Annotated in this window: 22 protein-coding genes; 16 read left to right on the top strand and 6 right to left on the bottom strand. The window is 57.2% G+C overall.

Going from position 1 to position 22,676, the window contains the following annotated elements:
- Positions 1-15 precede the first annotated feature (15 nt).
- The 8 genes from INT20_RS04005 (at position 16) to INT20_RS03970 (ending at position 8,583) form a co-directional block, all read left to right on the top strand.
- A complete protein-coding gene (locus INT20_RS04005) occupies positions 16-999 on the top strand; it encodes a RodZ domain-containing protein (RefSeq protein ID WP_193055280.1) in 984 nt (327 codons plus the stop codon).
- Positions 1,000-1,007: 8 nt separating this feature from the next.
- Positions 1,008-2,123, top strand: a complete 1,116-nt coding sequence (ispG, locus tag INT20_RS04000) for a flavodoxin-dependent (E)-4-hydroxy-3-methylbut-2-enyl-diphosphate synthase (protein ID WP_193055279.1) — start codon at positions 1,008-1,010, stop codon at positions 2,121-2,123.
- Positions 2,124-2,168: 45 nt separating this feature from the next.
- The gene (hisS, locus tag INT20_RS03995; RefSeq protein ID WP_193055278.1) at positions 2,169-3,464 is read left to right on the top strand and encodes a histidine--tRNA ligase; all 1,296 of its coding nucleotides are present in this window, start codon (positions 2,169-2,171) and stop codon (positions 3,462-3,464) included.
- 81 nt (positions 3,465-3,545) lie between these two features.
- Complete coding sequence (locus INT20_RS03990; protein ID WP_193055277.1) at positions 3,546-4,202, top strand: YfgM family protein; 657 nt, start codon at positions 3,546-3,548, stop codon at positions 4,200-4,202.
- Positions 4,199-5,368: an outer membrane protein assembly factor BamB gene (gene bamB, locus INT20_RS03985; RefSeq protein WP_193055276.1), complete on the top strand. Its 1,170-nt coding sequence runs from the start codon at positions 4,199-4,201 to the stop codon at positions 5,366-5,368. The genes INT20_RS03990 and bamB overlap by 4 nt, the downstream gene beginning before the upstream one ends.
- On the top strand, positions 5,365-6,768 hold the full coding sequence (gene der, locus INT20_RS03980; RefSeq protein WP_193055275.1) for a ribosome biogenesis GTPase Der: 1,404 nt from the start codon (positions 5,365-5,367) through the stop codon (positions 6,766-6,768). The genes bamB and der overlap by 4 nt, the downstream gene beginning before the upstream one ends.
- Positions 6,769-6,945: 177 nt before the next feature.
- Complete coding sequence (locus tag INT20_RS03975; RefSeq protein WP_193055274.1) at positions 6,946-7,560, top strand: hypothetical protein; 615 nt, start codon at positions 6,946-6,948, stop codon at positions 7,558-7,560.
- A 219-nt stretch (positions 7,561-7,779) separates the two neighbouring features.
- Positions 7,780-8,583, top strand: a complete 804-nt coding sequence (locus tag INT20_RS03970) for a M48 family metallopeptidase (protein WP_172118609.1) — start codon at positions 7,780-7,782, stop codon at positions 8,581-8,583.
- A 72-nt stretch (positions 8,584-8,655) separates the two neighbouring features.
- Here the strand turns inward: INT20_RS03970 and aroE are convergent, their stop codons facing one another.
- From aroE to INT20_RS03945, 5 genes are all read right to left on the bottom strand, one after another.
- Positions 8,656-9,477 (bottom strand): shikimate dehydrogenase, encoded by an 822-nt coding sequence (aroE, locus tag INT20_RS03965; RefSeq protein WP_193055273.1) that lies wholly within the window; start codon positions 9,475-9,477, stop codon positions 8,656-8,658.
- A 46-nt stretch (positions 9,478-9,523) separates the two neighbouring features.
- A complete protein-coding gene (hemF, locus tag INT20_RS03960; RefSeq protein ID WP_193055272.1) occupies positions 9,524-10,447 on the bottom strand; it encodes an oxygen-dependent coproporphyrinogen oxidase in 924 nt (307 codons plus the stop codon).
- A gap of 88 nt (positions 10,448-10,535) precedes the next feature.
- Positions 10,536-11,093, bottom strand: a complete 558-nt coding sequence (locus tag INT20_RS03955; protein WP_193055271.1) for an L-threonylcarbamoyladenylate synthase — start codon at positions 11,091-11,093, stop codon at positions 10,536-10,538.
- Between the two features lie 51 nt (positions 11,094-11,144).
- Positions 11,145-12,260 (bottom strand): DNA-processing protein DprA, encoded by a 1,116-nt coding sequence (dprA, locus tag INT20_RS03950; RefSeq protein ID WP_193055270.1) that lies wholly within the window; start codon positions 12,258-12,260, stop codon positions 11,145-11,147.
- Positions 12,261-12,299: 39 nt separating this feature from the next.
- The gene (locus INT20_RS03945; protein WP_193055269.1) at positions 12,300-13,280 is read right to left on the bottom strand and encodes a peptidoglycan-binding protein; all 981 of its coding nucleotides are present in this window, start codon (positions 13,278-13,280) and stop codon (positions 12,300-12,302) included.
- A 129-nt stretch (positions 13,281-13,409) separates the two neighbouring features.
- On the opposite strand from INT20_RS03945, the gene def reads away from it, so the two are divergent.
- The 8 genes from def to INT20_RS03905 all read left to right on the top strand — a co-directional run bounded on the left by def (position 13,410) and on the right by INT20_RS03905 (position 21,860).
- Positions 13,410-13,925 (top strand): peptide deformylase, encoded by a 516-nt coding sequence (gene def / locus INT20_RS03940; protein WP_193055268.1) that lies wholly within the window; start codon positions 13,410-13,412, stop codon positions 13,923-13,925.
- Positions 13,926-14,115: 190 nt separating this feature from the next.
- Positions 14,116-15,102 carry a methionyl-tRNA formyltransferase gene (gene fmt, locus INT20_RS03935; RefSeq protein ID WP_193055267.1) on the top strand — a complete coding sequence of 329 codons (987 nt, stop codon included), beginning with the start codon at positions 14,116-14,118 and terminating at the stop codon, positions 15,100-15,102.
- Positions 15,099-16,448 carry a 16S rRNA (cytosine(967)-C(5))-methyltransferase RsmB gene (gene rsmB / locus INT20_RS03930; RefSeq protein WP_193055266.1) on the top strand — a complete coding sequence of 450 codons (1,350 nt, stop codon included), beginning with the start codon at positions 15,099-15,101 and terminating at the stop codon, positions 16,446-16,448. The genes fmt and rsmB overlap by 4 nt, the downstream gene beginning before the upstream one ends.
- 50 nt (positions 16,449-16,498) lie before the next feature.
- A complete protein-coding gene (locus INT20_RS03925; protein ID WP_172118637.1) occupies positions 16,499-16,705 on the top strand; it encodes a dodecin in 207 nt (68 codons plus the stop codon).
- A gap of 122 nt (positions 16,706-16,827) precedes the next feature.
- Positions 16,828-18,201: a Trk system potassium transporter TrkA gene (trkA, locus tag INT20_RS03920; RefSeq protein WP_172118600.1), complete on the top strand. Its 1,374-nt coding sequence runs from the start codon at positions 16,828-16,830 to the stop codon at positions 18,199-18,201.
- A 15-nt stretch (positions 18,202-18,216) separates the two neighbouring features.
- The gene (locus tag INT20_RS03915) at positions 18,217-19,665 is read left to right on the top strand and encodes a TrkH family potassium uptake protein (protein WP_172118599.1); all 1,449 of its coding nucleotides are present in this window, start codon (positions 18,217-18,219) and stop codon (positions 19,663-19,665) included.
- Positions 19,666-19,704: 39 nt separating this feature from the next.
- Positions 19,705-20,958, top strand: coding sequence for a TraB/GumN family protein (locus tag INT20_RS03910; RefSeq protein ID WP_193055265.1), 1,254 nt, complete (start codon positions 19,705-19,707; stop codon positions 20,956-20,958).
- The gene (locus tag INT20_RS03905) at positions 20,955-21,860 is read left to right on the top strand and encodes a DMT family transporter (protein ID WP_193055264.1); all 906 of its coding nucleotides are present in this window, start codon (positions 20,955-20,957) and stop codon (positions 21,858-21,860) included. The genes INT20_RS03910 and INT20_RS03905 overlap by 4 nt, the downstream gene beginning before the upstream one ends.
- Here the strand turns inward: INT20_RS03905 and INT20_RS03900 are convergent.
- Positions 21,857-22,615, bottom strand: a complete 759-nt coding sequence (locus INT20_RS03900; RefSeq protein WP_193055263.1) for a tRNA-uridine aminocarboxypropyltransferase — start codon at positions 22,613-22,615, stop codon at positions 21,857-21,859. The two genes, INT20_RS03905 and INT20_RS03900, sit on opposite strands and share 4 nt — an antisense overlap.
- Between the last annotated feature and the right edge of the window lie 61 nt (positions 22,616-22,676).

The raw sequence follows: 22,676 nt of genomic DNA, 5'->3' as shown, positions 1-22,676 counted from the left end.
TAAGGATGCTCAGCCATGAGCGACACACAGTTACAAGATAGCGTTACTTCCTCCCGTTCCACCTCCTCTCCCGGCGAGATGCTCTTGCGCCAACGAGAAGAGCTCGGCGTGCCCATTGGAGAGGCGGCGCGCGCGCTTAATTTACGCCCGGCCGTCGTTGTTGGCCTTGAGCATGATCATTATGACGAAATTCCGGTTATTGCTTACCGTCGTGGCTACCTGCGCTCCTACGCCAAATACCTGGGTCTGAGCGAGCATATGATCCTGGACGCTTACCAGGAGCGCTATGGCGCCGCGGATGCCGAGCGAAAAGTTATTCCGGTGGCGGTTAGTCGGCCCCCCTCAAAGCTGGGCGCCTGGCTATTTAAGCTGGTGACCTTGCTGGTGATTGCTGGCCTGATCGGCGTAACCGTCATGTGGTGGCAGAGCCGTGGTGGCAGCGAGCCGCCTGGCTTTAATGAGACGTCCAGCGTTGAAGAAGGTAGCGAAGTACCGCCGGTATCGGATACTGGCGCTGAGCCCACGCCGCCTCAGCAGCCCGCCATCACCTCGCCTGCCCAGCCGGAAAACGATACGGCCACGGGTGATACCGCTGGTAATAGTGAAACGCTGCCTACCGATAACGCGGAGCAGACCGCGACAGTCGACGAGTCTGCCGCGCTTGATATTGCGGCAGATACAGATGCGACCAATACTGATGCAGCAGACGCTGATGAAGGTGCCACCGAGGAAGCGGCAACGGCCCCGGCAGGCAACCCAGGCCAGATGGAGCTCACGTTTAACGAGCAGTCCTGGACTGAAATTTTCGATGCCAACAATCAACGTGTATTTGTTGGCTTACAAACGCCCGGCACCAATGTAACCGTTGAAGGTGTGCCGCCGTTTCGTTTAACCGTAGGAAACGCCACTGGCGTCGTACTGCGTTACCAAGGTGAGCAGATCAACCTTGCAGAACGCGCAGGCGCCAACAATGTCGCCCGATTCACCCTGGGAGAGTGACCCGTCTTATGCACGCCCCTTCTCCGATAAAACGCCGCCAGTCCCGCCAGATTCACGTCGGCAGTGTGGCGGTAGGCGGAAATGCACCTATTTCCGTACAGAGCATGACCAACACCAACACGCTGGACGTGGCGGCTACCGTTGGGCAGATTCAGCAGTTGGAAAAAGCCGGTGCTGACATCGTACGCGTCTCCGTACCGGACATGGACGCTGCGGAAGCCTTTGGCAAAATCAAGCAGCAGGTGGGTGTGCCGTTGGTGGCCGACATTCACTTTGACTACAAGATCGCCCTGCGCGTCGCGGAGCTAGGCGTTGACTGCCTGCGCATCAACCCCGGCAATATTGGCCGTGAAGACCGCGTACGCGCGGTGGTGAGTGCCGCACGCGATAACGGCATTCCTATCCGCATTGGCGTTAACGCCGGTTCGTTGGAAAAAGACCTTCAGAAAAAGTATGGCGAGCCCACGCCTGCCGCGCTGGTAGAATCCGCCATGCGCCATATCGACCACCTGGATCGGCTCGATTTTCAAGAGTACAAGGTCAGCGTAAAAGCCTCTGATGTGTTTATGGCCGTCGCGGCTTACCGTGACCTTGCCACGCGCATTGAGCAGCCGCTTCACTTGGGTATTACCGAAGCAGGCGGGCTGCGCTCGGGCACCGTTAAGTCGTCTATTGGCCTGGGTATGCTGCTGATGGACGGCATCGGCGACACGATTCGTGTGTCACTTGCCGCCGACCCGATAGAAGAGATTAAAGTCGGCTTTGATATGCTCAAAAGCCTGCGCCTGCGCGCCAAGGGCATCAACTTTATTGCCTGCCCCAGCTGCTCACGCCAAAACTTTGACGTTATCAGCACCATGAATCAGCTTGAAGAGCGTCTGGAAGACATCATGACGCCGCTGGATGTTTCGGTGATTGGCTGCGTCGTTAACGGCCCGGGTGAAGCAAAAGAGACCGATATTGGCCTGACCGGCGGCAGCCCCGCCAACCTGGTGTATATCGACGGCAAACCGGCCAGCAAACTGCGTAATGACCACCTGGTGGATGATCTTGAGCGGATGATCCGCGAAAAAGTGCGCCAAAAACAGCAGCAAGAAGATGACATGATCGCCCGCAGCGTTTAATGCCGGGGCCATGCATCAGCCAGGATGCAGAACGAGGAGTTTTCATTGAGCAAGTCCGCTGTTAAAAAGATTCAAGCCATCCGTGGTATGAACGACCTGTTGCCCAGCGATAGTCCTCGCTGGCAATTTTTTGAGACCAAAGTACGTCAGTTAATGCATCGCTACGGCTTCGATGAAATTCGCACGCCGATTGTCGAGCAAACAGCGCTGTTCGCCCGCTCGATTGGTGAAGTGACCGATATCGTCGAAAAAGAGATGTACACCTTCGACGACCGCAACGGCGATAGCCTGACACTGCGTCCTGAAGGCACTGCCAGCTGCGTGCGCGCAGCGATGGAACACGGCCTGCTCTACAACCAGACCCAACGGCTTTGGTACCAGGGTCCGATGTTTCGTCACGAGCGCCCTCAAAAAGGCCGCTATCGTCAGTTTCATCAGGTAGGTGTTGAGACATACGGCTTTGAAGGGCCGGATATCGATGCCGAAGTGATTCTGCTCTCGGCGCGCCTGTGGAAAGAGCTAGGCCTGTTTGAGCATGTCACGCTTGAGCTTAACTCGCTGGGTTCGTCCGAGGCGCGCGCCGCCTACCGCGATAAGTTGGTGACCTACTTTGAGCAGCACCGCGAGATTCTCGACGAGGACTCCCAGCGCCGTTTGATCACTAACCCGCTGCGCATTCTGGACTCTAAAAACCCGGCCATGGCGGACATGCTTAACGGCGCCCCGCAGCTCATGGATCATCTTGATGATGCATCGCGCGAACACTTCGAGCAGCTGAAAGCCATGCTGGATGCGGCGGGTATCCCCTTTGTGATCAACCCTCGCCTGGTACGCGGGCTCGACTACTACTGCCGTACGGTGTTCGAATGGACCACCAGTGCGCTGGGTAGCCAGGGCACGGTATGTGCTGGCGGTCGTTACGATGGCATGGTGGAACAGCTGGGCGGCAAACCGACCCCGGCGGTTGGGTTCGCCATGGGTATTGAGCGGTTAATCCTGTTGCTGGAGACGCTAAGCCTGGTGCCGGACGAAGCCTTGGGCGGCTGCGATGTCTACCTCCTGCCTATGGACGATAACGCAACGATTGCCGCGCTCACGCTTGCTGAACAGCTGCGTAGTGAGCTTCCCGACTTGCGCCTTCAACTGCACTGCGGCGGCGGTAGCTTTAAGAGCCGCATGAAAAAGGCCGATAAAAGCGCTGCGCCCATCGCCATCCTGCTGGGCGAGGACGAACTGGCCGAACACGCCGCCACGCTTAAGTTCTTGCGCGATGACCGCGAACAGCAGCGCGTGAGCCAAGCGGCACTTTCTGCCACGCTAGGCGACCTGCTGGCCCACTAAGCCAACCGAACAGGCGCTGTGCGCTTACAAATAACTAATCGCCGCTGTGCTGCGGCGATTTTATGCAATAGGAGGCCGCCCGTGGCGGATCGAAGCGAAGAAGAGCAGCTGGACATCGTTAAGCGCTGGTGGAAAGAGAATGGAACCTCTCTGATTGCAGGTGCCGCTCTTGCTGCTGCGGGCGTCTTTGGCTGGAATGCATGGCAAAACTATCAGCAAGGCCAGTCGGAAGCCGCCTCGGTGCGCTACCAGCAATTGGTCAACGTTGCCACGGCCAACGAGCTGGATGAGCAGCAAACGGCCAGCGCCCGCGAGCTCATTAGCGAGCTTACCGACGATTACGGCAAAACGCTCTATGCTGAATTGGCGCTGCTTATGGACGCTCGGTTAGCTGTACAACAGGGCGATATCGATGCGGCAAAAGTCTCTCTTGAGCAGGTAGCTGATAACTCATCGCGTCGCTATGTGCAAAGCCTGGCCTGGCTGCGTCTGGCACGCATTGAGGTCGCCAACGGTAATCCTGAAGCGGCACTTGCTTTACTGGATGAGCCGATCAGCGAAGCCCTGGCGGCGCAGCAAGCCAACGTCCGCGGTGACGCCTACGCAGCCTTAGGGCAAACCGATCAGGCGCGGAGCGCTTGGCAAAACGCGCAGGAACTTGCAGAGAGCCTCGACCAAACGCTTTACGGCGTACCATTCAAGCTTGACGATCTTGGCGCCGAGGAGGCGACACAATGATGAATCTGCGTCTTTCCAAACAGATCATGCGCGTGACGCTAGGTGCGGTAGCTATTGCTCTGCTGGCAGGTTGTGCCAATAAAGGCGAACCCGCGTATACGCCCAAAGAGCTGCGTAGCTTTGATGAAACATCAAATCTGACCACCCAGTGGCGCCAGAATATCGGCAGCGGCCTGGGCCGTGCGCGTTACCCTATCGCCCCTTCCCGTGAAGGCAGCACGATCTTTGCTGCCGATGCACAAGGCCTGGTCATGGCGTTAAACGCTAATACCGGTAATCGTGAGTGGCGCGTAGAGCTTGATACACCGATCTCCAGCGCGCTGACCGCGATTGCAGGCCAGGTCTACCTGGGCACTCGCAACGGTGAAGTAATTGCACTGGATCAACGCGATGGCAGCGTCAGCTGGCGCTCCAGAGTATCCAGCGAAGTGCTGGCCGCGCCTCAAGCCAACCAGCAATTGCTGGTCGTACAAAGCGTTGATGGTCAGATAACGGCGCTAGACCGCACCAACGGCCAAGAGCGCTGGGTTTATACCAGTTCTCAGCCTGCCCTTACCCTTCGCGGTACCGGGACGCCGATGGTCATTGACCCGGTCACTTTCGTCGGCCTCGCAAACGGACGCCTGGCCACGCTTGATAACCGTAGCGGCCAGCCGCTGTGGGATATGCAAATCGCCACCCCCAGTGGCCGTAGCGAAGTTGAGCGACTGGTCGATATTGCCGGCCAGCCGCTGATTACGCCTGACGGCCGCCTGTTTGTCACCAGTTACAACGGTCGCGTGGTGGCACTGGAAGCCACACGCGGCAGCGTACTCTGGGAAAGTAATCTCTCTAGCCGCCATTCACCGCTGATGGTGGGTAACTATCTTTATGTGGTTACCGACGACAGCCACCTCGTCGCGCTTGATGCCGAAAATGGCCAAGAAATATGGCGTAACAATGAACTTGAAGATCGCTGGCTTACCGCCCCAGCCTTTGCTGATGGCCGTATCGTGGTTGGCGATTTTGAAGGTTATGTCCATTTGGTCGACGCGCGTGAAGGTAACATCGTGGGCCGCACCCGGGTGCATAAATCCGGCATTAGCGTGTCCCCCATTACTGATGGCAGCACCATTCATGTCCAGGCCGACAATGGTCGTCTGGAAACCCTGGAAGTCACTCCATGACACCCGTCATTGCTTTGGTCGGTCGCCCCAATGTGGGCAAATCGACACTTTTTAACCACCTAACGCGTTCGCGTGATGCACTCGTGGCCGACTTTCCCGGCCTCACCCGCGACCGCAAGTATGGCAACGGCATGCTGGGCGGCAAAGCCTATACGGTGATTGATACCGGCGGTATCAGTGGTGATGAGGAAGGCATTGATGCGGCGATGGCAGAACAGTCGCTTGCCGCGATTGATGAAGCCGATATTGTCCTGTTCCTGGTCGATGCCCGTGCCGGGCTTAACGTAGCGGATGAAGCGATTGCCAACCACCTACGCGTTAACCAGAAAAAAACCTGGTTGGTGGTGAACAAGACCGATGGTCTGGAAGAGCACTCGGCCATGGCCGACTTCTGGAAGCTGGGCCTTGGCGACCCTTGGGCCATTGCTGCCGCGCACGGACGTAACGTTTCAACGCTGATTGATACCGTGCTTGAGCCGTTTCCCGAGCGCGACCCCAGCATTCCAGCGGATATCGGTTCCAAAGGCATCCGCATTGGGGTCATTGGTCGCCCCAACGTGGGCAAATCCACGCTGGTCAACCGCCTGCTGGGTGAAGATCGTGTCGTGGTGTTCGATGAAGCCGGTACCACGCGTGATGCTATCGAGATTCCTTTCGAGCGCCGCGGCAAGCCGTATGTGTTGATCGACACCGCCGGTATTCGCCGCCGCAAGAACGTTAGCGAGATTGCCGAGAAGTTTTCCATTATCAAAACCCTTGACGCGATTAAAGAGTGTCATGTGGCAGTGATGGTACTGGATGCCCGCAGCGGCCTGGTTGAGCAGGATCTTCACCTGTTGGATTACGTGCTGACAACAGGGCGTGCGCTGGTACTGGCGATCAACAAGTGGGATGGCCTGGAGAGCGAAGCAAAAGACAAGATGCGTGCCGATATCAAGCGCCGCCTGGGCTTTGCCGACTACGCTGAAATGCACTTTATTTCAGCTCTGCACGGTACCGCAGTGGGTGATTTATACCCCTCCATTGAGCGGGCATTTAATGCGGCCAACGCACACTGGTCGACCAACCGGTTGACGACCCTTTTACAGGATGCGGTCAGCCAGCACCAGCCCCCGATGGTTAACGGGCGGCGTATTAAGCTGCGTATGGCCCACCAGGGCGGCAGTAATCCGCCGATTATCGTTGTGCACGGTAATCAGACCGCGTCGGTTCCTGAAGCGTATCGCCGCTATCTGATCAATACTTTCCGTAAAGTGTTGAAGGTGCGCGGCACGCCCATGCGGTTTGAGTTCCGCTCAGGCGATAACCCGTTTGACTCTATGGCCGGGGCCAGTGATAAAGAGAAAGCCAAAAAGCGCGAGCTTACCCGCACTAAAGATGCGCGGAAAAGCCGTCGCTAAACGCTCTATGCGCTATCCCGCAGTAATAACGCCTGCTTGTTTAAGCAGGCGTTTTTTGTTTTAAGCTAACATGTACAAAGCTGCTTGACAGAAACCAGCGCGGCCCCTCAAATAGCCGCGCTTCTCGCTCATGCTCCCCGGCGCTTGCCGCCACCACCCTTCTCAGGAGGGAACCTTATGTTATATGCCGTTCGTTACTGGCGCTGGCTTGTGATGCTGAGTTTGGCAAGCCTGCTTACCGGCTGCCTTGCACTCCCCCAAACGGGCCTATTTGCCTTTCGCTTGGCCATTACCTCACTCGGCGTGGAGGATGTGCGTATTGGCCCCTACTCCGTTGACGCAGGCCTGGACACCAGCGACTTGACCAGCCTGCTGGCTTCAAGCCTGGGCATGGGTAGCCTGCCGGTTCAGGCAACACTCGCGATGGGCCTTGGGCTGCCTGCGGGGATGCCGGCGGTAGCCATGTCAGGCTTTAACTGGACGCTGGACATGCCAGGTGTTGACCCCGTGGAAGGGGAGTATACCCAGGATGTTTCATTAACCTCGGGCGACGGCGCCAATCTACGCCTGCCGGTGGCATTTGATATCCTGGGCACCGATGCCCAAAAAATGGCGCCAATGCTGAACCTGGTCCAGAAGCTTGCCTCTCAAGGCTCACTACCCGCAGGCAGTGAGCTTGCGATCACGCCGGGCGATTTACGCGGCCTAGGCATGACGCTACCGGCGGGGCTACTCACACCGACCATTCGCCTTAATGTGGGTGAAGATGGTCAGCTAATCCCTCAGCGTTAAGCTGTTTCTGCCCAGCATGGCAACAGAGGCTAGCCAATGCTCCACGTGGTCAAGTCATCTGGTTAAATGTCGGCTCAGTTCAGCGTTTCCCCCTAGCCTCAATCCCTGTCCTTAATCACTGTCCTCAAGTGCATTAAGTGGCAACAAGGGGATTGATTTACCCTGCACAGTGGTTATCTTGTGTGCATGGAATTCAATCATCTTTAAGGAAATCATCTCATGCGTTGGCTTCGTCCCTTTGCTGTTACTGCGCTATGCGCTTCTTTAGCGGCCTGTTCAACGTCCCCTACCGGACGCTCGCAATTATTGCTGCTTTCTGATGACCAGCTTAACGAGATGGGCCAACAGGCATTCGCCCAGTACCAGCAGGATATTCCTACCGCAGGCCAGGCAAGCCACCGCTATGTGCAGTGCATCACCAATGCCATCGTGGATGTATTACCGGCTGAACAGCGTAACCTTGACTGGCAAATCCGGGTATTTGAAGCCGAACAGCCCAACGCCTTCGCACTGCCAGGCGGTTATATGGGGGTCAACACCGGCATGCTGAATGTTGCCACCAACCAGGATCAACTGGCCTCCGTGGTAGGCCATGAAATTGGTCACGTACTTGCCCGCCACGCCAATGAGCGGGCATCGACCGAAAACGCTACGTCACTAGGGCTTTCGGTTATTTCCAGCGCATCGGGTATGCAAACCCCTGGCGGACAACAGCTGATGGGCGTGCTGGGCATGGGCGCGCAATACGGCATTGCCTTGCCGTTCTCACGTAGCCATGAAAGCGAAGCGGATGTGATTGGCCTGGACCTGATGGCACAGGCAGGCTTTGACCCGCGTCAAAGCGTTACGCTCTGGGAAAACATGCAGGCCGCCTCGGGCGGTGGCGCGCCACCGGCCTGGATGTCGACGCACCCAAGCCAGGGGCAGCGCATTGAGGGCCTACAAGCCAATATGGACACAGCGCTTGCCACCTACGAGCAGGCGCGCAACAGCGGGCACACACCTAACTGCCAGCGTCCGTAACCCTTTGCTTTAATTTGTAACGATAAAGGGCCGATCCATCTCGGCCCTTTTTTGATGAACACATGCAAGCGGCTAACCCGCGTTGAGCATTCTGCGCAGCATCTGGCGTACCTGAGTCGTCTCGGGGCGTACATTTCGCCATAGATAAAATGCTTCAGCGGCTTGCTCTACCAGCATTCCCAGGCCATCCAACCGCTGGGCACCATGCGTTCCTGCCCACTTCAAGAAAACCGTTTGCGTAGCGCCATACATCATGTCGTAGGCCCAGGTATCGTTTGCAAACAGATGACCCGGCAGAGGGGGTAAATCGCCCGTTAGGCTGGCACTGGTTCCGTTGATCACGACACTAAAAGGGCCTTTTGCTGCCTTAAACCCTCCGCCGTGAATCTCGCCCAAATCAGCAAAATCGTCGGCCAATTGTTGGGCTTTTTCAGCCGTTCGGTTAACGACCACCACCTCGCCAGGCTTTTCTGCGAGTAACGGCTCTAAAATTCCCCGCACGGCCCCACCAGCGCCCACCACCAGGATGCGCTTATCGGCAAGCGCTACACGGTTATATGCAAGGTCGCGTAACAAGCCAACGCCATCGGTATTATCGCCGTAAGTAAGGCCATTACCTCCGACTATCAGCGTATTCACCGCACCAGCCCGCTGGGCACGCCTGCTCAGGGTATCGCAGAGCGCAAACGCCTCCTCCTTAAAGGGTACGGTAACGTTGGCCCCCCGCCCGCCTTTATCAACGAATGTGCGCCAGGCATCGGTAAAGCCATCCAACGGCGCCAGTTGTGCTGTGTATTCAATTTTTTGCTGTGTTTGCAGGGCAAATTCGTTATGAATGAGGGGGGATTTTGAGTGCTCAATGGGATTACCCAATACGCAGTAAAGGTCACTCATCAACTCGTTCCTGTACGCTGTTTTATATTTCTGTGGATCACGATGTTTAAGCCCTATCCGACACGTTGAGCCAGTCTCTTGGCACCAGGTAATCATTTAGCGTGGCTTCAGCACTCTCAGGGGCAGGCGTATAGGCATACTCCCAGCGCGCCAGTGGTGGCATCGACATTAAAATTGACTCGGTGCGCCCGCCGCTTTGTAAGCCAAACAGCGTTCCTCGGTCCCATACGAGGTTAAATTCTACATAGCGGCCGCGACGGTAAAGCTGAAACGCTCGCTCACGCTCGCCCCAATCATCCTGTTGGCGGCGCTTAACAATCGGCACGTAAGCCTCTAAAAAGCTATCGCCCACGGCGCGTTGAAAGGCGAAACACTCCTCGAAACTGCCAGCATTCAAATCATCGAAAAACAGCCCGCCCACCCCACGGGTCTCATCACGGTGCTTTAAATAAAAGTACTCGTCGCACCACGCTTTATAGCGATCATAAACATCATCGCCAAAAGGGTCGCAGGCGGCTTTGGCCACCTGGTGCCAGTGCACCACGTCCTCAAGCACCGGGTAGTAGGGCGTTAAGTCAAAGCCTCCACCAAACCACCAGACGGGCGTTTCGCCCTCTTTTTCAGCAATAAAAAAGCGTACGTTGCCGTGGCTGGTAGGGACATGCGGGTTTTCAGGATGCAGCACCCAAGAAACTCCAACCGCATGAAAGCTGCGACCGGCAAGCTCCGGCCGGGCTGCCGTTGCCGAGGGCGGCAGTTGAGCACCATACACATGGGAAAAGTTGACGCCGCCTTTTTCAAAGACACCGCCCTGCTCAATCACACGTGAGCGTCCGCCACCACCCTCCTCACGCTGCCAGCTGTCCTCCTTAAACGCAGCTTTACCGTCAGCCGCGGCCAGCCCCTCACAAAGCCGGTCTTGAAGGCCGAGCAGGTACTGCTTAACGTCGTCTAAATGCTCGTGCGCCACGATGACTCCCGTTCAAAATTCTTACTACACAGTAATCTTCACCATAGCGCGTTTAAGCACTTGGTACTTAAGCCGTTTACGTATCTCTTTAAGCGCGCATTACCTGGCCACTGGCTAAATCACGGATAGTGCTGGGTCGTGGATTCCCACCCAGCTCGCCCGCTACTATCGCGGCGACTTCCTGCCCAAAAATAGCGGCGACTTCTTCATCGCTCATGGCAGGTGCCTCACCCGCACGATTGGCCGATGTCGACACCAGTGGCCCGCCAAACGCTTCGCATAACGCTTTCATTAAGGGGTGGTCGGTCACGCGTAAGGCCACGCGTTGATGAGCACCGCGAACCAGCGCATGGCTGCGACCGTTATCCGGCACCAGCCAGGTGTTAGGGCCAGGCCAACTGGCCGCAAGTGGAGCATGCAGTTCAAGCGGCAATTGGTTTAGCCAGGGCTGAAACTGCTGGATACTGGCCGCCACCAAAATAATGCCTTTGGAAGGATCGCGCTCTTTCATGCGCATTAACCGGGTAAGCGCTTCATCATTATCCGGGTCACAGCTAAGCCCCCACACGGCTTCGGTGGGGCACGCAATAACACCGCCAGCATGCAGTGCATGAATGGCAGCTTCGAGGTCGACAGCCGGTTTCATTGGCTCTCCTGCTCTACAAGCAATTAGCGATAAGAGAATGCTCACATCCTATCATGGCCTGGGTAAGCGTACCCAACCACCCACCTGCTGAGCGACCCATCCATCAAGCTCCAGCATCAATAACCGCTGCTGGCAGCTGCTGACAGACTCCCCGGTATGCTGAACCAGTGAATCAAGCGGCACCGGCGTTGCCGATAAAACGTTAAGCAGCTCATCAGGCAGTGGTTCGCTTGATGGCGCCATCGCCCCTGAAGGGGGAGACGAAGCCTTCACGGACGCGGGTAAAAAGCTACCCGCCCACTGCTGCAACTCTTCAAGCATATCGTCGACATGGCGCACCAGCGTTGCGCCATTCCGCAACAAGTGCAGGCAGCCTTGAGCCTGGACATTGTGCAAAGACCCAGGCAGGGCAAAAAGCTCCTTGTTCTGCTCCAGGGCCAAGCGAGCGCTGACCAACGAGCCGCTTTTCTCGGTGGCTTCGATCACTAACGTCCCCAATGAAAGCCCGGTCACAATCCGGTTGCGGCGCGGGAAGAACGCGGGACGTGCCTTGGTGCCCGGCGGATGCTCTGATAACAATAACCCGCCAGGCGCGCAGCTCAGTTGCTCATGCAGGTCGCGATGTCGAGCCGGGTAAATAACGTCCACGCCACAGCCTAACACCGCAATACTGCTTCCACCGGCACTCAGCGCGGCACGCTGTGCGATGCCATCAATGCCCAGCGCCATACCGCTGACCACGCACCAGCCTCGGCGAGCCAGTTCCCGCGCAAAGCCCTGGGCATTGGCATTACCTTCCGAGGTGGGTTTGCGGGTTCCCACCATGGCAATCCTTGGCCCTTCAAGCGCCTGTAAATCCCCTTGAGCCCAAAGAATGGTGGGCGGGTCCGGTAACTCGTTGAGCAGCTCAGGCCAGGCCGGGTGGTGACGATGCAGAATATGTCGCGCTGGTCCGCTCTGCTGCCATGCCCGCGCATCGTCTACGCATCTCTGAAGCGGGCTGCGCTCGGGGTGTTCAAGCCACAGCCGTAAGGCACTGGCGGCGTTAGCGGGCAGTGTCGCCAGCCAACCTTCCGGCCAGCGCGGCTGGCGTGCCACCATCTGGGTAATGCGCAGTGCGCCCATGCCCGGCAAGGCGTTGACCACTAACCACTCACTGGTATTCATCGACGCTCCTCAACGTGCATGCTGAATATCCCCATTGCGTTATAAATCCGGAGTCACCACACGATCACCCACTTCCAGCATGCTGGACGCTTGCATCACCAGCGCATAACTCACCTGCTGGTAAGGCTTCACTACCATTGCCCAGCCCGCTGGGCTCGGTGGCAACGGCGTTACTGCCTGGCGACGCGCGTCGAAAACAGTTTCGCTGGGCGAATTCACTTGAAGCAGATGCCCTGGCTCCAGGCCGTCTTGCGCGCCTACATCCAAAGCAATGATGTGCAAGGCACCTATAAAACGTACGCCGCCGGGCACGGCGAGAATACGACCGTTTATTGCACTGCTCGGCAAGCGGGGTTGAAGCGCCGTTCGAGGCGCATCGGGTTCCAGGGCAAGAATAAGATCGTTACTACGCACCTCTTGATGAGCGCTAAGCACTTCCAGCAGGGCAATATCCTCCTCACTGCGTACAAGGCGAGCTTCGCCGATGTGACTTAACGCCTGCCCCAACACCGCGCCGTCGTCAGCGGTATAGGTCTGTGTCTGACGATAAATACCGAAGGTGGCAAGGCCCGTCGTTGCTCTATTCGTCACGTTGCTCGGTACGCTTTCCAGTGCGTGGCTCGGCATAGCGCCACGGGCGTAAATCCGGTCACCTGCACCGTTGATCAATCGCTGATGCTCGCCGGCCAACACATAGGCCATCTCAGGCTGGCGCACTCCGGCTTCTATTACTCGGTGTTCACGCCAAAAAGCGTTAAGGCTTTCAAGCGAGAGTGCGCCGAGTTCACTTACCCTCGCGTCTAGCGCTCCATCGGGCATTGGCAAGGTGCGTATTTGGGGAGAAAGCGTCACCACCGGCAGCGTTTCAGCGCCAACGGCGTGAAGACTTATTAACAACCCAGACAGCAGGCTTACTACCCTCTTGAGCACGCCACAAAGCGCGTTTTGTCTTGCCGCGCGGCGCATAAAGTTGGCTAGCACTATCCCGTACTCCGTGAAGGATGTTTCGATCATTTTCATGGCGCTTCACCGCATGTGCTGATGCCCAGGAGCGCTGCCAGCGTGATATAGTGGCGATTAGCAAAGTACCAGGCCGCCGCTATTCGGCCTGATTATCCAAGATTTAGCTTAACGATGACGGTAATCCCCATGGCCAAACTTCCTATTCTCGAATTCCCCGATGAGCGCCTGCGCACCAAGGCGGTACCGGTGGAAACCGTTGACGACGAGGTCCGCCAGCTTGTCGACGATATGTTAGAGACCATGTACGACGCGCGTGGCATTGGCCTTGCAGCCACCCAAATTGATGTCCATCGTCGTATCGTCGTCATGGACGTAAGCGAAGATAACTCGCAGCCGCTGGTGCTGATCAACCCTCGCTATACGCCGGTCGGCGAAGACCAAGAGCCGCTTTCTGAAGGCTGCTTGTCGATTCCCGAGCACTACGCGGAAGTGCCGCGCTTCCTTACGGTAAAACTCAACGCGCTTGACCGTAACGGCGAGGCGTATGAGCTTGAGGCCGATGGCCTGCTGGCGCACTGCATTCAACACGAGTACGACCACCTTGAAGGTGTACTGTTTGTTGATTATCTTTCGCCACTAAAGCGCGACCGCATCATGAAAAAAATGCAGAAACGTCATAAGCTGATGAAAGACGACGCTTAACAGCCATCCGTTTTAGCACAGTTTACTTCGGTTTTTGTAGAAGTTTTGTAAATGAGCGTATTTAAAACGCTTAAGGCCGAGAAGCCTGGTACTCCATACAACGGTACAACAGCCGTTGTATACCCTGCTTCTCGGCCTTTATTGTTGCCCCAGGCTTTCTCATTTCCCCTGTCACCAGGTACCTGTTGTCATGTCACAGTTGCGCGTTGTTTTTGCTGGCACGCCTGATTTCGCTGCCTCAAGCCTTGCGGCCCTACTGGCTAGCAAACATAAGGTAGTGGCGGTTTATACCCAACCCGACCGCCCGGCAGGTCGTGGTCGCAAACTCACGCCAAGCCCCGTTAAAAAGCTTGCTCTTGAGCATGCGCTTCCGGTCTACCAGCCACAAACGCTAAAAGACCCGGCCGCTCAAGCGGAGCTTGCCGCCTTAAACGCCGATATTATGGTGGTCGTGGCGTACGGTTTATTGCTGCCTCAGGCAGTATTGGACACACCGCGCCTGGGGTGCATTAACGTCCACGCCTCACTGCTACCCCGCTGGCGCGGCGCCGCCCCGATTCAGCGCGCGATTGAAGCCGGTGATAACGCCTCGGGCGTTACCATCATGCAAATGGATGCAGGGCTTGATACCGGCGCCATGCTGCACGAAGTACGCACCCCGATCACCGAGCAAACCACCGGTGGCGACCTGCATGACTGCCTGGCGCTTCAAGGCGCCACTGCGCTCACCAGCGTGCTGGATAAACTGGCCAACGGTAACGCCAGTGCGACACCCCAGCCGGAAGAAGGCGTTACCTACGCCACCAAGCTCAGCAAAGCAGAGGCCGAGCTGGACTTCACTCAGCCTGCTGAACGCCTTGCGCGTAAAATCCGCGCCTTTAACCCCTGGCCGGTGGCGTGGTGTCAGATGGGTGATGACCGCTTACGCTTACTCATGGCAAGCGTTGCAGCCGGTGAACAGGGCGCAACGCCGCCCGGCACGCTGCTTGAAAACGGTGAAGACCATCTGCGTATTGCCTGTGGCCCGGAAGGCCGCGAGGTTTTATGTATCAGCAGCGCCCAACTTCCTGGCGGTAAGGCCATGGCTGTGCGCGACTTACTCAATGCCCGCCATGCCCGTTTGACGCCCGGTAACCGCCTTGGTCAGCCTGAATCCCAGCAAGGAGACGCTTTATGAGTCAGCAACGCTCACAACACGGTAAACGCGCATCAGGCAATAGCGGCCAGGACGTGCGCGCCGCCGCCGCCCGTGCGTTAGCGCCGGTTATTTCTCAGCAAGGTTCACTGGCCGCGTTGGATGAGAACAGTGTCGTTGCCCGCGACCGGGGCCTTTTAAAAGAGCTCTGCTTTGGCACCTGTCGCCAGCTTCCACGTTTGGAAGCGCTGGCTAACAGCCTCCTAAAGCAGCCCTTTAAAAAGCGTGACAGTGATATTCACGCGCTGCTGCTGCTGGGTATTTATCAGTTGCTGTATATGCGTATTCCCGCCCACGCGGCCGTCGGCGAAACCGCCGGTGCCGCGCGCTTGTTGGGTAAAGAGTGGGCGACCCGCGTACTCAATGGCTGCCTGCGCCGCCTACAGCGCGAGTCGGATGAACTCCAGGCCGCCGTTGATAAGGATGAGAGTATTGCGCTGGCCCACCCCCGCTGGCTGCTGGAGGCACTACGCAACGCCTGGCCGGAGCAGTGGCGGGCAATTGTTGAGGCAAATAATCAGCCTGGCCCTATGACGCTGCGCGTCAATCAGCATCACAATGACCGCGAAGCCTATATAGAACGGCTGACCGAACAAGGCTTAAGCGGTGAACTCTGCGCCCACTCGCCGGATGGCATTACCCTTAACACGCCCTGCGATGTCACCCTGCTACCCGGATTTTCCGAGGGCCACGTTAGCGTACAGGATGAGGCAGCCCAGCTGTGTGCTGCGCTACTTGGCCCGGCCCTGGCACCTCGCCCCGGTGCGCAGGTATTGGATGCCTGTAGCGCGCCTGGCGGCAAAACGGCCCACTTGCTTGAACAGTTTGATATTGCGCTAACCGCCCTGGATAGCGATAACCAACGCCTTTCGCGGGTAGAGAGTACGCTAGACCGATTAGGCCTATCCGCCACGCTTCAGAATGTGGATGCCACCCAGCGCGCCTGGTGGAACGGCACACCGTTTGAGGCTATTCTGCTTGACGCTCCTTGCTCGGGCACCGGCGTTATACGGCGCCATCCGGATATCAAAACACTGCGACGCAAAGAGGACATCCGCAAGCTGGCCAAGCTACAGCAGCAGCTACTGGACAATTTATGGCCCATGCTGCGCGAAGGCGGCACGCTGTTATACGCCACCTGCTCGGTACTGCCTGAGGAGAATGCCCAACAGATCGAGGCCTTCCTGGCGCGCACACCTGATGCCAAAGTGACCACGCCCAGCGATGTGGCCTGGGGTATCCAAAGCGGTCAGGGCCGCCAGCTATTTCCAGAGCAAGGACGTCATGACGGCTTTTTTTATGCCAGGCTTGAGAAGCAGTCTGCCTAGGCGCGTTCTGGTGCCAAGGCAGTGAACTCATGACTAAGGATGGAGATACCATGACTCACCACACCTACAAGCACATAGAAATCACCGGCTCTTCCGAGAAAGGCATCGAGGAAGCCGTGCAGAATGCAATCGCCAAGGCGTCCGAGTCTATCCAGCACATGCGCTGGCTAGAAGTGACCGATACACGTGGCCATATTGAAGACGGCCGCGTGGCCCACTGGCAGGTCACCGTTAAAGTCGGTTTCACGCTGGAATAATCCTTACCTGCATTTCGACGGCGGCTGGTTTACACTGGCCGCCGTCTTTATTGCAGCGCATTACGTTAGATATACAACGCTACCTATTGCGCTGGCGCTTTCAATGGAACCGATGCTCAGTAATGAAAATCATCATTCTCGGCGCCGGCCAGGTCGGCGGCACCCTGGCGGAGCACCTCGCTCGCGAGGAAAATGACATCACCGTTGTCGATACCGACGCCAATAAGCTGCGCGAGCTGCACACCAAGCTCGATATTCGTACCGTCACCGGCGCGGGTTCCTACCCTATCGTTCTGCGGCAAGCTGGCTGCGAAGATGCTGACATGTTAATTGCGGTGACCAACAGCGACGAAGTCAACATGATCGCCTGTCAGGTCGCGCATACGCTGTTCCGCACGCCTACCAAAATTGCCCGTGTGCGCGCCACGCCCTATCTGACTCGCAAGGGGCTTTTTGCCCACGAAGCGATCCCCATTGATGTATTGATCAGCCCCGAACAGGTGGTCACCGATCACGTCCGCCGCTTGATTGAGCACCCCGGTGCGTTGCAGGTGCTGGACTTTGCGGATGGCCTGGTGCAGCTAGTGGCGGTCAAAGCGGTGTATGGCGGGCCACTGGTGGGTCAGGACCTGGCCTTTTTGCGCAGTCATATGCCCAACGTGGATACTCGCGTCGCGGCTATTTATCGGCGTAACCGGCCCCTCATCCCCCGCGGCGACACGGTCATTGAAGCCGACGATGAGGTGTTTTTCCTTGCTGCCAGGAGAGACATTCGCGCGGTCATGAGCGAGCTTCGGCGAATCGAACGGGGCTTTCGCCGCGTCGTCATTGCGGGCGGCGGCAACATTGGCGAACGCTTGGCCGAGCATCTGGAACACAGCCATCAGGTCAAGATTATCGAGCATAGCCTTGAGCGCTGTACCACGCTCTCCGAACGGCTTGACCGCACCGTCGTGCTTCACGGCAGCGCGACCAGCAAGCGGCTTCTGGAAGAAGAGAACATTGAGGACTGCGACATTTTCTGCGCGCTGACCAACGACGACGAAGTCAATATCATGTCGTCGCTGCTAGCCAAACGGCTGGGGGCCAAGAAGGTGCTTACGCTGATCAACAACGCCGCTTACGTAGACCTCGTTCAAGGTGGCGAGATCGATATCGCAATTTCGCCCCAGCAGGCCACCATTGGCAGCCTGTTAACCCACGTACGCCGAGGCGATATCGTCAATGTGCATTCACTACGCCGTGGAGCGGCAGAAGCCATTGAAGCCATTGCTCATGGCGACAAACACTCTTCGAAAGTTGTCGGTCGTACCGTTCGCGAGATCGGCCTGCCCGAAGGCACCACGATCGGAGCGATTGTGCGCGGCAAGGACGTCATTATCGCTCATGGGGATGTCACGGTGGAGAGCGGCGATCACGTGATTCTGTTTGTGATCGATAAGCGCCGCATCCGCGATGTCGAGCGTATGTTCCAGGTCGGTTTGACGTTCTTTTAGGAGCATGCACCTACCATGAGTCTGCGGGTCATTTTACGCATTTTAGGGCTGCTGCTGATGCTGTTCAGCCTGACGATGCTCCCCCCCATTTTGATTTCCCTGTGGTTTCGCGATGGGGTCTGGTACGCATTTATGATCGGTATCGCCATTACGGCGATCACCGGCTTAACCTTGTACCTACCCAACCGCCGTGCCCACAAAGAGCTACGCATCCGTGATGGTTTTTTAATCGCGGCGATGTTCTGGACGGTTCTGGCGCTGTTTGGTTCGCTACCGCTGATGCTGTTTGGCGATACGTCGCTGAGCATTACCGATGCGGTGTTTGAATCATTTTCAGGCCTGACCACGACAGGCGCCACGGTGATTACGGGGATCGACTTTTTGCCCAAATCGATTCTCTACTATCGCCAACAGTTGCAGTGGCTTGGCGGGATGGGGATTGTGGTGCTGGCCGTCGCGATTCTGCCTACGCTTGGGGTCGGCGGCATGGCGCTTTACCGCACCGAAATTCCAGGACCTCTGAAAGACTCCAAACTAACGCCACGAATCACCGAAACGGCCAAAGCGCTTTGGTACATCTACGCCACTCTCACCATGGCCTGCATGGTGGCCTATATGCTGGCCGGCATGGATTGGTTTGATGCCATAGGGCACAGTTTCTCTACCGTGGCGATTGGCGGTTTTTCTACTCATGATGCCAGCATCGGTTACTTCAACAGCGCAGCGATTGAGCTGATTTGCGCGGCTTTTATACTCATTTCCGCGTTCAGTTTTAGCCTGCACTTTATCGCCTGGCGTGAAAAGCGCTTGCTGCACTACTTCCAAGACCCGGAAGCACGCTTTTTAATGCTGTTTCTGGCAGGACTTGTCACGATTACCGCGATTACCCTGTGGCTGACACACACCTACGATACGCTAAGCGGCTTGCGCTACGCGCTTTTCGAGGTGGTGTCCGTCGCGACCACAGCAGGCTTTTCCGTCGCCGACTTCTCGGCCTGGCCTGGCGCTATCCCTTTTTTACTGTTTATTGCCGCTTTTGTGGGCGGCTGCTCCGGTTCAACAGCAGGGGGAATGAAGGTCATCCGGATTATCCTGATTCTCAAGCAGGGCATGCGCGAGGTTATGCGCTTGATCCATCCCAATGCGGTTATCGCGGTTAAAGTCGGCAAAGTGAGTGTACCCGACAGCATCGCCCAGGCCGTTTGGGGGTTCTTCTCCGCCTACGTCATGCTGTTCTTTTTAATGCTGATGGGCGTTATGGCAACCGGCGTGGACCAGGTCACCGCCTGGTCGACCGTGGGATCAGCGCTTAATAACCTTGGCCCGGCACTCGGAGAAGCCAGCGGCAACTACGGCGAGCTACCTGATCTTGCCAAATGGATACTGGTGCTTGCCATGCTGCTAGGCCGCCTGGAAATTTTTACCGTGTTAGTGTTATTTACGCCCGCTTTTTGGCGGCGCTAATTCGGATGATGCCGTTTACTATTTGAGTTGAGACACCTAATGACCCAAGACGACACCACCCCGCTAGCCACGGCGTCTGACGCACTACCCGCCACTAGCGGGCCGCTGAAAACGGTTACCGTGGGCGGCACTACCTACACTTTGCTGGGTACGGCGCACGTGTCGGCACAAAGTGCTGACGATGTAAAAATGCTGGCTGACAGCGGGCTTTATGACGCCGTAGCAATTGAGCTGTGCGACGCCCGCCATCACAGCATGACGAACCCGGATGCCATGGGTGAGCAGGACCTTTTTCAGGTATTCAAGCAGGGCAAAGCGGGTATGGTCGCGGCAAGCCTGGCACTGGGCGCTTTTCAACAGCGTATCGCTGAGCAGTCCGGCATTGAGCCAGGTGCCGAGATGCGCGCCGCGCTTGAAGAGTGCCGTAACCGTAACCTGCCGCTTTTACTGGTTGACCGCGATGTCGGGATAACGCTTAAGCGCATCTACCGCAACGTGCCCTGGTGGCAACGCTTTTCACTCTTTTCAGGCCTGATTGGCAGCGTACTATCGCGCCAGGACGTATCCAAGGAAGAGATCGAAAAGCTAAAAGAAGGCGATATGCTGGAAGCCACGTTTAGCGAGTTTGCCGCTGAATCGGAAGCCCTTTACACCCCGCTGATTCGCGAGCGCGACCGCTACATGGTGCTACGCCTTGCCGAACAGGCGCCGCCTGGGCGCTTCAAGAACGTGTTAGTGGTGCTGGGTGCTGGCCACCTGAAAGGCACCGCTGAGCACCTGGAAGCACCATTACCCGAGAACCCAACGGTAGAACGCGAAGCGCTGGAAGCTTCACCGCCGCCCTCCAAACTCTGGAAAGCCTTGCCTTGGCTGATTACGGCGCTGGTCATTACCGGCTTTGCCATTGGCTTCTCACGCAATACCGATTTGGGTTGGCAGTTGGTGCTGGAGTGGTTCTTGATCAACGGGATTCTGTCCGGCGGGGCGACCCTTATTGCGCTTGCTCACCCGGTCACCGTTATTACCACTTTCTTTGCCGCACCGCTTACCTCGCTTAACCCAACGATTGGGGCCGGTTTTGTCGCCGCCGGGGTGGAGCTTTACATGCGCAAACCCAAGGTGCGCGACTTCGCTTCGCTACGTCAGGATGTCACCCACCTCAAAGGGTGGTGGAAAAACCGGGTGTCGCGCACGCTGCTGGTCTTTATCCTCGCCACGCTCGGCTCAGCCGTGGGCACTTGGGTCGCAGGCTTTCGAATTGTAGGTGCCTTGTTTGGTAGCGGCGCGGCGTGAGTACGCTTAAACGTTCGCCCTGGCAGGCGGATGCCTTGCTACTGCTGGTAACCATACTGGCGGCAGCCGGATGGATTTTCTCCAAGGAAGCGCTTGCCGGTATGCCGCCGATGCTGTTTATCGGCACTCGCTTTTTGCTGGCTGGGCTCATCCTGCTGGGCTTTGCCTGGCCCGCCTTAAGCGCCATGCCAGCACGGCGTATTCGGCGCGGTATTTTTGTGGGTTTTCTGTTTAGCGGCGCCATTGGCTTCTGGATCATGGGGCTTGCGACGTCAAATCACCTGGGCGAAAGTGCGTTTATCAATAGCCTGGGGATATTACTGGTGCCTATCGTTGCCAAGCTGCTGTTTGGCGATAGACCTCCACGCACCACTTGGATCGCCCTGCCCGTTGCTCTGCTGGGCTTCGCGTTGCTTTCCCTTAATGCTGGTTTCAAGGTAGAAACCAGCCAGCTTTTGATGGTCTGCGCAGCACTCTGCTTTGCGTTACTCATCAATATTAATACCCGCGTCGTGCGAAACGTAGCCGCCCTACCGCTCACCACACTTCAGCTGTTATCCGTGGGCACCGTACTAACCCTGGTGTCCTTTATGTTTGAGCGCCAGCCCGTGGCGCTTAACACGTCTATTCTGGGCTGGTTTATGGCCAGTGTTCTATTGGCAAGCGCCCTGCGGTTTTTCCTGCAAATTACCGCCCAGGGAATGACCACGCCAAGCCACGCCTCGGTGGTATTGATGCTGGAAGCGGTATGGACCGCATTATTTGCCGCCTGGTGGTTTGGCGAAGTTATGGCGCCGCTACAGCTACTCGGCTGCGGGCTAATTTTTACCGCCCTGCTGATTAACCGCTGGTACTGGGTGCGCAAGATACTCCTGCGTTGGCTACCCGGCGCTGCCCGCTAGCGACGCTCTTCCCTCTCTTCAACCCCTTCCTTTCGTGCTAACAGGCGCGTCATTGCCTCAGTGGGTTCTGCAATTTTCTTGTAGAACCGGCTGGCGGCGTAGCTATCGTTAAACACATCGAAGTAGTCATCCAGCACGGCCGCCGCGTTGTTGTCGCCCCCTTGGCGCAACAGCTCAATGGCCACCTCTGCCGTACATAAATGCGCTTTCGAGGCGGGCTTACGCAGCCGGTAGCGGGTTTCGCGTTCGGTATGTAACGGCAATACCGGCAACGCATCCAGGTACGCACTCTTGCGAAACATGCGCCGCGCCTGCCGCCATGTACCATCCAGAATGATAAACACAGGAATACGCGATTCCTGTTTGGCGCTGTGTACGGCGTCCATTCCCACCACCCGGTCAGCATAATCGGGCTGGTCATCCGGGAAGATGACAAAGGGCACGTAGCGCGGGTCTGCCAAAAGCTCGGTTAACTGCGCATCCGGCGCCGTTCGATACCAGGTAAATACCTGCGTTTGCGCCAGCACATCCCCTATCAACCGACCCGTATTGGTCGGCTTATAGTGCTCCAACGGATGCGTCAGCAGCCATACCTGGGCGTGGCTTTCGGCCTTCACCTGGTACGGGCAAAGGCAGTTTAGCGCGGGCAAATTACAGCCCTCACAGCGTATGACAAAACTGCCCCGCGCCTTGAACTCTCGACGCGGTGGGCGAGGATGACCAGTGACAGAATCACATTCAGTTGAGGCAGGCATCCGCGCTCCAAAGGTCGTCAACAGGATGAAAAAGGGCGCAGAGTATAAAGCAGTGCTTGAT

It is taken from the genome of Halomonas citrativorans (genome assembly GCF_014898005.1).
GTDB classification, from domain to species: domain Bacteria; phylum Pseudomonadota; class Gammaproteobacteria; order Pseudomonadales; family Halomonadaceae; genus Vreelandella; species Vreelandella citrativorans.
The sequence above is the reverse complement of the archived record's forward strand: the minus strand, read 5'-3'. Positions and strand labels throughout refer to the sequence as shown.